13 protein-coding genes and 2 pseudogenes are annotated in these 9,736 nt (G+C 40.2%); 6 read left to right on the top strand and 9 right to left on the bottom strand.

Translation table 11 applies throughout. The features are described from left to right. Positions 1-136: 136 nt before the first annotated feature. From V6C71_09130 to V6C71_09120, 3 genes are all read right to left on the bottom strand, one after another. On the bottom strand, positions 137-694 hold the full coding sequence (locus V6C71_09130) for an IS982 family transposase (protein ID HEY9768647.1): 558 nt from the start codon (positions 692-694) through the stop codon (positions 137-139). A gap of 9 nt (positions 695-703) precedes the next feature. After that, complete coding sequence (locus V6C71_09125) at positions 704-913, bottom strand: hypothetical protein (GenBank protein ID HEY9768646.1); 210 nt, start codon at positions 911-913, stop codon at positions 704-706. Between the two features lie 193 nt (positions 914-1,106). Continuing rightward, positions 1,107-1,988, bottom strand: coding sequence for a zinc metalloprotease (locus V6C71_09120; GenBank protein HEY9768645.1), 882 nt, complete (start codon positions 1,986-1,988; stop codon positions 1,107-1,109). 369 nt (positions 1,989-2,357) lie between these two features. Between V6C71_09120 and V6C71_09115 the strand changes: the two genes are divergently transcribed. Together V6C71_09115 and V6C71_09110 are read left to right on the top strand one after the other, a co-directional pair. Next, positions 2,358-2,681 carry a hypothetical protein gene (locus V6C71_09115; GenBank protein ID HEY9768644.1) on the top strand — a complete coding sequence of 108 codons (324 nt, stop codon included), beginning with the start codon at positions 2,358-2,360 and terminating at the stop codon, positions 2,679-2,681. Between the two features lie 184 nt (positions 2,682-2,865). After that, a pseudogene (locus tag V6C71_09110) lies at positions 2,866-3,003 on the top strand (IS6 family transposase). Between the two features lie 56 nt (positions 3,004-3,059). Here the strand turns inward: V6C71_09110 and V6C71_09105 are convergent. The 3 genes from V6C71_09105 to V6C71_09095 form a co-directional block, all read right to left on the bottom strand. Next, on the bottom strand, positions 3,060-3,191 hold the full coding sequence (locus V6C71_09105) for a hypothetical protein (GenBank protein HEY9768643.1): 132 nt from the start codon (positions 3,189-3,191) through the stop codon (positions 3,060-3,062). Between the two features lie 89 nt (positions 3,192-3,280). Beyond that, positions 3,281-3,637 (bottom strand): hypothetical protein, encoded by a 357-nt coding sequence (locus V6C71_09100; protein ID HEY9768642.1) that lies wholly within the window; start codon positions 3,635-3,637, stop codon positions 3,281-3,283. 194 nt (positions 3,638-3,831) lie between these two features. Further along, a complete protein-coding gene (locus V6C71_09095) occupies positions 3,832-5,331 on the bottom strand; it encodes an aldehyde dehydrogenase family protein (GenBank protein HEY9768641.1) in 1,500 nt (499 codons plus the stop codon). 175 nt (positions 5,332-5,506) lie between these two features. Between V6C71_09095 and V6C71_09090 the strand changes: the two genes are divergently transcribed. Then, the gene (locus tag V6C71_09090) at positions 5,507-5,659 is read left to right on the top strand and encodes a hypothetical protein (GenBank protein ID HEY9768640.1); all 153 of its coding nucleotides are present in this window, start codon (positions 5,507-5,509) and stop codon (positions 5,657-5,659) included. Here the strand turns inward: V6C71_09090 and V6C71_09085 are convergent, their stop codons facing one another. The 3 genes from V6C71_09085 to V6C71_09075 all read right to left on the bottom strand — a co-directional run bounded on the left by V6C71_09085 (position 5,660) and on the right by V6C71_09075 (position 7,499). After that, positions 5,660-5,869, bottom strand: coding sequence for a hypothetical protein (locus V6C71_09085; protein ID HEY9768639.1), 210 nt, complete (start codon positions 5,867-5,869; stop codon positions 5,660-5,662). A gap of 207 nt (positions 5,870-6,076) precedes the next feature. Next, the gene (locus V6C71_09080; GenBank protein HEY9768638.1) at positions 6,077-6,673 is read right to left on the bottom strand and encodes a group II intron maturase-specific domain-containing protein; all 597 of its coding nucleotides are present in this window, start codon (positions 6,671-6,673) and stop codon (positions 6,077-6,079) included. A 4-nt stretch (positions 6,674-6,677) separates the two neighbouring features. After that, positions 6,678-7,499: a reverse transcriptase domain-containing protein gene (locus tag V6C71_09075; GenBank protein HEY9768637.1), complete on the bottom strand. Its 822-nt coding sequence runs from the start codon at positions 7,497-7,499 to the stop codon at positions 6,678-6,680. A 168-nt stretch (positions 7,500-7,667) separates the two neighbouring features. On the opposite strand from V6C71_09075, the pseudogene V6C71_09070 reads away from it, so the two are divergent. The 3 genes and pseudogenes from V6C71_09070 to V6C71_09060 form a co-directional block, all read left to right on the top strand. Then, positions 7,668-8,934: pseudogene (locus tag V6C71_09070) on the top strand (IS701 family transposase). A 93-nt stretch (positions 8,935-9,027) separates the two neighbouring features. Next, positions 9,028-9,321 carry a hypothetical protein gene (locus V6C71_09065; protein ID HEY9768636.1) on the top strand — a complete coding sequence of 98 codons (294 nt, stop codon included), beginning with the start codon at positions 9,028-9,030 and terminating at the stop codon, positions 9,319-9,321. A 178-nt stretch (positions 9,322-9,499) separates the two neighbouring features. After that, positions 9,500-9,736 (top strand): DDE-type integrase/transposase/recombinase (locus V6C71_09060; protein ID HEY9768635.1); only part of this gene is annotated, 237 nt, incomplete at its 3' end.

Genomic DNA, 9,736 nt, shown 5'->3' with positions numbered 1-9,736 from the left:
AGTCACGACACCGATAATTTTGTTTTCCATTGTGTATTTTTCCATTTTTGACAATTTGCTTGGACTCACAAGACGGACAGAATATTGACATTAATACTACTAATCTAGTTCTTCTTCTATCCTTACATCTTTAGGACTACCCGGGATTACGACCAATATTCTGGATTTCGTGAAAAACTCCTTCAATTCGTTGTCGAACTCGACTAATTAAACGTTTCAAATCAGAAGAATGTTGGTGATGTTGATTTTCTCTCGCTATTGTCCAAATACGATTGGCAGTAGAGTCCATTATTTGTGACTGCCATTCTTGACCAATGAAACCTTTGTCTGCGTAGATATCACTGCCATGAACTACTTGAAGTACGCCCTCAACAGCTTTTCTTTCGTCAGTGTTGGCAGGGACTAAATCGTAAGCCACAGGAAGCCCTTGGAGAGTGGAGAGGACTACCAATTTGTAGCCAAAGTAATTCATTTTCCGCGCCGCACAATAACCATAATCAGCACTACCATCAAAGTCACTGTGTTTCTTACTTCTTCTATAACCTACGACTGGTATTGGTTTGGTATCGATGACGAAGCTATTTGCATTCTCCCCTACCAGTTTTCTAACCCACCTTCTTCTGAGGATCTCTATGTCATCTCCTAATTTTCGCAAACATCTATTGAATTGACTTCGTTCCAATAAATTGGTCAACCATTTTCCCTAATTAGCACGAATAAAACCAATAAACTGAGTTTCCCCTGGAAATGGCAGATAATCCATCATTAGAGCTAAAGTCATAATTTCACTGTTACTCATTTCTGGTTTTACTCCAGGACTCTTAACCTTCGTTGGCTTTTTTTCTAGCTGATACCAATCATCTACAAGAACGAAAACTATCACTAGTAGGCTTTCAAAGTCTATGCTATTCATGAGAAAAGATATTTTAGATGGACAGCTTGATAACTTTCATCTTCTGTCTTTTCCTCCCTTTTTCCTAATTCACACTAGGCGTACAAATTATCTGAATAATTTCCAACAGAATATTTTGATTAGAGGAAGACAAGTTACTCTTGCTTTCTCCAAAATATCCGTAACGATATTCTATTGATTTGAATAATTGTTGTCAAGAATTAGGTGAAGTCAAAGCATCAGAAGTCTGAATTGATACTCGCGGACCATCTAAAGCTGCTCTCATTCTGGCAACTTGCCCGGCACTAAACATGAACATAGCATCATCATAAACATAGTCCATATAGTTCATGAACATATCCCCATTAGGAAAGTTACCGCAGGTTATGTGCGGAAAAGTAGGACGACCGTCATTGGCATCGGCTTGGTTAGGAGTATCTTCAACTGCATCAGAACCAGCGCATGCGCCCATATCATCACCCCAAATATGTCTTAAATTTAGCCAATGACCGACTTCATGAGTAGTGGTTCTTCCTTTGTTAAAGGGTGGAGTAGCTGTACCAAGGTCACCGAAGTACTGATGACCAATTACCACACCATCTGTTTGAGCATCACCACCAGGAAACTGAGCATAGCCTAAAAGTCCACCGCCTAGATTACATACCCAGATATTTAAATACTTATCTGCTGACCAAGCATTCTTACCACCAGTTGAGGCAAATTTGACAGCATCGTCAAAACTAAAGGCTATTTTTTCAGTGAATGTTCTTGTGATCCCGTTGGTTGGATTACCATCAGGATCTCTGGCTGCCAACTTAAATTCGATTTTGGCATCTGCTATAAAAGGCTTAAATGGTTCAGGAACTAAACCAATATCAGCATTTTGCATTCTGTAATCCTCGTTGAGAATTCTGAGCTGACTTGCGATCTGGTCATCAATTATATTTTCAAGACTATTGTTAAAAACTACATGAACCACAACAGGAAGAGTGATGATCGCAAAATCAGCTCTAGCGCGAGCTATATTTGTCTCATATTGTCTACTATATTGTTCAATGGATAGTCGCTGCTGTCTATATGTGAGAGAAGTTTCCATGAGTATTTGATGGTGAATCATACTCCCACATGTGCGTCCTTGAGAAGTCATGTTTCTCTTGCTCCACTAATCTAAAATAATGTTTGAATCTATATTTTCAAGGCCTTAACTATTACTTATAATTACGTTGTTACTATTATGTAAAGTATTTCTTAAAAATTTTTTACATAATATATGCTCGCTTTTCTTGGCAAAGAACCTCTCAAAGCTATTTAAATTTAGAATAAATATGTAAGAAATACTCAAAAATTAATTATTAGAATGACAATTATTATCAAATAAATGAGATATAAATACTTTTCAAGGAGAAGTTTTGTAATTGGGTTATCAATTCTATCCATAGTGCAGCTAGGCTGTTTAGACAAACCTATGAATAACAATCTTCCGTCAACAATTTTTAAGCATTGGATACATTCCCGAGAAGAAGATACTGAAAAGGTAAAAGTTTACCGACCAAGTGATTATCAATTCCCTCCTTCCCGAGGAAGAGATGGATTTGAGATTAAAGAAGATGGAGAATTCATTCAGTATGGAATTGGAGCTACTGATAAAACACAAGAAATTACGGGAACTTGGAAAGCTGAAAAAGACAATAAAATCAGGATTTCCTTTGGAGAGCGGGGTCAGGAATCTTACACAATGCAAATCGTATCATGTGACGAAAGCGTTTTCAAGGTTCGTCGAGAGTTGTAGATAATCAAGCCATTAACTTTTTGTCACTTACTCTCTACGATCCTCACCACCAAATTCCCACTGGCATAATAAGATAGTGTTGCGAAAACCCGAAACTGGTATGTAGTAATATTGGCTCACTGCATATTGTGACTATTGAATGAATTGAAAATCCCCTTTTAAATGGAGACATTATCTACCTAAAATTATTTTACTCTGCGTGAGATGGTATCTACGATATCGGTTGAGCTATCGTAACTTAGAAGAGATGATGGCACAAAGAGGATTATCGATTGCTCACACTACAATCTATCGATGGGTTATAGCTTACTCTCCTGAAATAAAGACACACTGTCCTCCTCATCTGCGTTCAACTAATTTTATGTGTCTTCCCTTGATTTATTCTCTTTGATACCAGCGATCGCCTTTAAATTCCCAATTCTTCAGTACTTCCTGATATCGTTTACTTGGGCGTTTAGGTTCATTCCCTGTGCGCCAACGATATAGCATAGCGCGATTAGCATGAATCAATCTTGATAGTTCTCCGTCAGTTAACCCTGGCTTAGCAGGGGAATTAGATTTACCTGGTTGCCTAGCCTCTGGTGATTCTTGTTGAGAGACTAGGCTGGCAACTTTGACGCTACAGTTCCAATAAATTTCTCATCATCAGCAAGAGATGCGATCTCTTTATCCAAATCCTCTACCGTAATTGCATTCTTGGGTGTAACACTAGTGTTACTTAGTGATGTAATTCCTTCTAACTTCTTGTCAATTAAAGCTTCAACTTCATTCTCTGATACTCCCATACTGGCTAACGGGTTTAGTGTCACATCTGGTATGTTACCAGTAAAATACTCAGCTAAAACTAGCTCTATCCCCTTCGAGTGTTTTACCTCATACTGTTCGCAAAACTCGTTAAATTTGTCGAATAAATCTTGTCTGACGTAGGCTGTAATTCTTGGTTTATCTGTAGCCATGCTTAGTGTTACTCTAAATATTTTACTGGTGTCATACTAAAAGTAACACTATTTTGGTTGGTAACACACTGTTTTTCAATAGTGTGTTACTAAGTATTGCACCAAGTCTGATACTAGTGTTTTAGGCAAGAAAAGCCCCTGGTGACAGCTTCGCGCTTATTTACCCCTATATCCACACATCTAAAACATTACCTTCAATTTCCTAATTTGATTTGGATGGATTTCGTCTCGAAGTACTCTTCAAGACCCTTGTGCCCCAATTCTCGACCAATACCGCTCTGCTTGTAGCCGCCATAAGGCATACAAGGCTCAAGTCCCGAAGCATGGTAAGTGTTTACCCAGACCGTTCCAACCCGAATTCCTTTTGCCATCTGCAAGGCAGTATCCAAATTTTTTGTCCATACCGCTGCTGTTAAGCCGTACATTGAGTTATTGGCAATTTGGAGGGCCTCGGCTTCATCTTTGAAGGTGATTACGGAAAGTACCGGACCAAAGATTTCTTCCCGCGCGATCGCCATCTCACTGTTAACTGCATCAAAAATTGTTGGCTGCACAAACAACCCTTGCTCTAATCCCTCAACTGAGTAGCGCCCACTCCCACCAATGACCATCTTCGCACCTTCAGTCTGACCAGCCTGGATGTAGCCTTGGATTCTGTCAAACTGCTGCTCGTTAATCACTGGCCCCATTGTAGTCGTGGAGTCCATCGGATCACCTAACTTGATGTTTTTAGTCGCTGCTACCAGCTGTCCCATGAACTCGTCTTTGATCGACTCGTGTAGCAATAAACGGGAGCCCGCTTGACAAACTTGACCGCTATTGAGGTAGATACCAAAGAATGCACCACCCACTGCTGTCGGCATATCAGCATCTGGAAATACAATGTTTGGACTCTTGCCACCCAGTTCAAGACTAATTCGCTTCAGTGTCGGTGCTGCTTTTGCCATGATGTGCCTGCCAATAGCTGTTGAACCAGTAAAGGCAATCTTGTCCACTAAAGGCGACTCGACGAGTCGTTCCCCGACTACGGGACCATCACCCGTGACAATGTTGATTACACCATCAGGGACACCCGCTTGCGTAATTATTTCTGCCAGCATGAATGTACTAGATGGTGTGAATTCGCTGGGTTTTACGACCATCGTGCAACCGGCTGCTAGGGCAGGGGCAATCTTCCATGAAACCAATAACAGTGGGAAATTCCAGGGTGTAATAATGCCAACCACACCTACCGGCTCGTGCATTGTTAAGCCGATCGCACTACTGTCATACTGCGTAATCGATTCCCCCTTAACGTCTAGCGCCAAGCCAGCAAAATAGTCATACACCTGGGCAGTTATCTGTACTTCTCCCAGACACATCGCCAATGGCCTCCCAACTTCTTCGCAGAGTGTCTGCGCCAGTTCTGACGCCTTTGCTCTAATCGCCTGTGCTGTTTGGCAAAGCACATCATGGCGGGTGTAAGCGTGAGATTTAGACCAGCTCCCTTGATCAAACGTCTGCCGTGCTGCTTGGATTGCCGCGTCTGCATCTGCTTGATTACTCCAAGGGAGGTGGACAATGGTCTGCCCTGTCACGGGGCTTTTTCGTTCATAGCTCTGACCGGAAATTGGCGCCACCCACTTGCCATTAATAAAGTTCTGGTAGCTACGTCCTGCCACCGCTATTTTGGGTTTACTAACTTCTGTTGTCATTGTTTTGTCCTCATGTTTACATCCCTATTTTGATGGCAAAAAACAGGTAGGGAGCTTGGATAAAAACACATTTTTTTATTCCCTAGCCTTAGTCCAAGCGTATCTACTGTCAATGTTAACTGCAAGACTGCTCAACGCATGAAGAACCTCCAAATGGAGCGGAGTCTTGAGATGGATGCTGCAAACGGTTGATTTACTTCAAGAACTAGAAAGAGATCGCTATCAAATTTTACTAACAATGGTTCACCCTAAGCCCGTCAAGATGGCCGAACAAGCCAAAGGAGCTTTAGCAGATTGGATAAGTAAAAGTGCGATCGCTTGTGATTAATTATTGGTGACTAATTTTCCATTGAGACAAGAGACGAAATGCCCAGATGCTCAATCCAGCTCCAATTAAAAGTCCTAACCATGAACCCCAGAGCGGAACGGCAACTGTACCAATTTGAAATGACCAGTGAGCCAACAGTCTGACCAAATGTAAGAGTGCCACTAAAGCAAAAACAGTTGCCGAAATTAAAATGTAATTTTTTTCGCTCATTTTAAAATCCTCCTTGTTGTATCGTTTGACGACATTTGCTCTTGATTCTTGTACTTCGATCTTGCATCAAACACAATAAAGTTGTTGGCAAATTACCATACTCTGTAATAAATAGTTATATGGTAGGGTCGATGGAGGGTATTATCCCTCGCACCTCCCTCTTAGATCTGGACGTGCGATTTTCACCGCATCCAGCTCCCGAAACTCTTAGTTTTTGCTTTTGCTCATGTGTAGGTAGTCGTGACAGGATTCATGTATTGCTACAAGGTTGTCGTGACTCCAGTTGTTGTGATTTCCATCGACATGATGTAAATGTACTCTCTCTTTTGCCGTAAATTTTAGTTTACAGGCTGCACATGAATGGTTTTGCCGTTTAAGGGCTTTAGAGGTTTCTCCATCGTAGAGCTTGCTATTACGCTTGCTCCAGTAAATTAAGTCGCCGTCATAAGGTGATTTCTCCCCTTTGACCTGGACGAATTTATTTTCGGAGTAGGTAACTGCTGGAAACGCTTGTTTTAATAGTTTCCTACTAGTGTAGCGGTTCTGTTTAGTTTCCCGATTGAATACCTTGTAGGCTTTCTTGCGTATGTAGCTGAGGCTGTTTCTTGCCCCATCCATCTTACAAAAGCGATGGTAATTTCTCCAACCTCTAACAACGGGGGCTAGTTTAGCAGCTTTGACCGTTGCACCATAATTCGAGTTATTGATGATGGATTTGACTTTCTTGCGAAATGCTTTATAGTTGTTCTCTGAAGGACGACTTTTAAATTTTCCGTTTTTCTGGACTTGGAATCTCCAACCCAGAAAGTCAAATCCGTCTGTCGTAGATTGTTAGCTTGGTTTTTTGTTCGCTGACTTCCATGCCTCTTACAGCTAAGAATTCTTTGACTGATTCAAGTATTTTGTTAGCTTCATCTTGGGGTTTGAGTATGAATACCATATCATCGGCGTACCGAATTGAGTAGTGGATTTGCTCTATTCCGTTTAAAGCTATATTCGCTAAAAGTGGGCTAGCTACTCCACCTTGTGGTGTTCCCTGGTCTGGAAATCCTACGTTTGTTCCTGCCTTGAGACATCTGAAGATGCCAAGCTTTAGCCCTTGAGGGGCAATTAAGTTTTCCATGATTGAGGTGTGGCTTATTCTGTCGAAGCATTTCTTGATATCTAATTCGATAATTCGTTTCTCGATACCATTGCAATATGAGCGTAGGTTGTTGTACAGAAGTCTTTGCGCGTCATGCGTTGAACGTCCTGTTCTAAATCCATAGCTCCTGGCGTGAAAGGTTGCTTCGTGGGCTGATTCTAAGGCGTACTTTGCGAGGCATTGCCAAGCTCTGTCGCTGATGGTTGGAACTTTTAGTAAGCGTTTTGTTCCGTCCTTTTTGGGGATAGGAATTTCGCGTAAACCTTTGTGTTTCCAGTTATTAGCTTTTATCCTTAGTTCTTCTTCGAGGTCGAATCTTTCCTTAAATGTAAGGGCTAATTTTCCGTCGATACCCGCAGTTTTCTTGCCGTTATTTAGCTGTGTGACTTGACGAATAGCCAAGAATCTTGCTGCTTGAGAACGCAGAATCAGTTTTTGCAGTGACCTCGCTTTTTGCTTATCTTCTGCTCGAATTGCTTTGTACACTCGATGAGTGTAGGCGGAAAAGGTTTATCTGAAATTTCTTCCAGGGTAAAAATTCCCAAGATTCACTACTAAGTTTATTAGTGGTACTTAAACAATTTAAAAACCAAAAAAAAGATAAGATTATTACTGTATAAGCTTTTTACATTGCTAAGATTAGCGCTCGCTAACATGAAAGAAACAACGGGAGCAGCCATGCCTCCTTGCTTCGATAGATGGTGTCAAAAGTTTGATGATTTACTGAGAACGAAGGCGCAGAAAAAAGGGTTTAGGCATTATTTAGGAGGATTATTGGGGGAAAGTGAGCGAAAAAATATGTCTCAAATGGCTAGAGACGCAGTAGAGGTTACATACCACAAATTACATCATTTCTTAACTGAAGCAACTTGGTCTGTCGACCAGCTCAATGAGCGTCGTTTAGAAATAATGAAAAAATGCAACCAAACCAGAATAAGTCGGGGTTTTGCTCTCATTGTAGATGACAGTGGACATAGAAAAAGCGGAAACTTTACGCTTCTGAGTAGGACGACAGTACATCGGAGAAATAGGCAAAACTGATAACGGCAATGTAGTAGTTACAACACATCTTTATGATGGAAAAAAAAGCTTGCCTTTAGATATAGAGTTATATCAACACGCAAATTCACTACCAGAGGGAAAAAAAGACCCAAATTTCTTGAAGAAACCTGAGTTGGCTTTAAAATTAATCGATAAGAGTATTGAGCAAGGATATCAACCAGGAATAGTATTAATTGACTCAGGATATGGTAATAATACAAGTTTCCTGAAAGAATTAGAAAAGCGAAAATTGAAGTATTTAGGAGGACTGGCGAAAAATCGTAAGGTTAAAGTTGCTAATTCAAAAGAGTTACCACAAGAAATAAGATTAGATGTTTTGGCACAATTGTTACCAGCACAGGCTTACACTCAGACTAGAATCAACTCAGAAAAAGCGAGAACTGTTTGGGTCGCTACCATTGAAGTAGAAATATCTCGTCTCAAAGGAAAAAGAAAAATAGCTATCGTTATGAATGCACCTTTGTTTGAAAATGCAGACGATATAGATTACTTTATTACCAATATTGAGCCATCAATTGTAACTCCACAGTGGGTAGTAGATACCTATTCTCAAAGAAACTGGGTGGAAGTGTTTTATCGTGAAGCTAAGGGATGGTTGGGACTAAAAAAATATCAAATCAGAGGAATTAAAGGTTTGAAAAGGCATTTTGTTCTGGTCTTTTGTGCCTATACTTTTATCCTTTGGCATAAGTTAACTGGTGGTTTAAGAAGACGTTGGGCAAATAAACCAATCAACACTTTTCCCGAAGCATTGGAAGCATTTCGTACAGCTGTGTCTTACCGTTTTGTATCATGGGTCAATCACAATATAGACGTTTTTACTGCTTATAAAGCTAGTTTGGGGTTTATTTGGGCTTAGTTTTTGTTTAAGTACCGTTAGGATAAACGGTCCTGTTGCAAAAACTTGAGATGAGCCTGTAGTATAATCTAAGTATCGATTATTACTAACAAGATGAACTCAAAGCAGCCATTTAAATGGAAACATTTCCAAGGTGAGATTATTTTACTTTGTGTGAGATGGTATCTCAAATATGCTTTAAGTTACAGGAATCTCGAAGAGATAATGATGGAAAGAGGACTATCTGTAGATCACACTACAATCTACAGATGGGTGATGATTTATGCGACACAATTACAAAAAAGAAGCCGAAATTATCTCAAGCCAACTAATGATTCTTGGCGCGAGGTACGAAACCTACATCAAAGTGAAAGGAAAGTGGAAATATTTGTACAGAGCAGTGGATAGTAATGGTCAGACTTTAGACTTTATACTTAGTCCTAAAGGACGACGCGAAGGACGCGCCTCCAGGCGCTAATCCTTTAGCGCTAGTAGTTTACCATACCGCTTCGCGACGCGCAGCTAGTCCTTTAGGGCATATGTAAAGAGAGATAAAAATGCAGCTAAAAGATTTTTCATAAAAGTCTTGAAAAGTAAACATAATAAACAACCTAGAGTAATCAACGTAGATAAAAATCCTGCTTATCCACCAGCCATTGAAGAACTTAAAAAATCAGGTATTTTAACTAGTGAGTGTGAATTGAAACCCAAAAAATATCTCAATAATATAATTGAACAAGACCATAGATTTGCGAAAAAGTTAGCTAAATATAAATCATATTTTCAATTCTTTCATACAGCCTGGAGAACCTTGAGAGGATAT

It is taken from the genome of Coleofasciculaceae cyanobacterium, from assembly GCA_036703275.1.
Lineage (GTDB): Bacteria > Cyanobacteriota > Cyanobacteriia > Cyanobacteriales > Xenococcaceae > Waterburya.
This window is presented reverse-complemented; position numbering and strand designations above follow the sequence as displayed.

Excerpts from the sequence above, each read along its gene's own strand:
- V6C71_09125 (HEY9768646.1), bottom strand. The coding sequence starts at position 913 with ATGAATAGCATAGACTTTGAAAGCCTACTAGTGATAGTTTTCGTTCTT.
- V6C71_09120 (HEY9768645.1), bottom strand. The coding sequence starts at position 1,988 with ATGGAAACTTCTCTCACATATAGACAGCAGCGACTATCCATTGAACAA.
- V6C71_09115 (HEY9768644.1), top strand. The coding sequence starts at position 2,358 with ATGAATAACAATCTTCCGTCAACAATTTTTAAGCATTGGATACATTCC.
- V6C71_09100 (HEY9768642.1), bottom strand. The coding sequence starts at position 3,637 with ATGGCTACAGATAAACCAAGAATTACAGCCTACGTCAGACAAGATTTA.
- V6C71_09095 (HEY9768641.1), bottom strand. The coding sequence starts at position 5,331 with ATGACAACAGAAGTTAGTAAACCCAAAATAGCGGTGGCAGGACGTAGC.
- V6C71_09090 (HEY9768640.1), top strand. The coding sequence starts at position 5,507 with ATGCTGCAAACGGTTGATTTACTTCAAGAACTAGAAAGAGATCGCTAT.
- V6C71_09085 (HEY9768639.1), bottom strand. The coding sequence starts at position 5,869 with ATGAGCGAAAAAAATTACATTTTAATTTCGGCAACTGTTTTTGCTTTA.
- V6C71_09065 (HEY9768636.1), top strand. The coding sequence starts at position 9,028 with ATGAACTCAAAGCAGCCATTTAAATGGAAACATTTCCAAGGTGAGATT.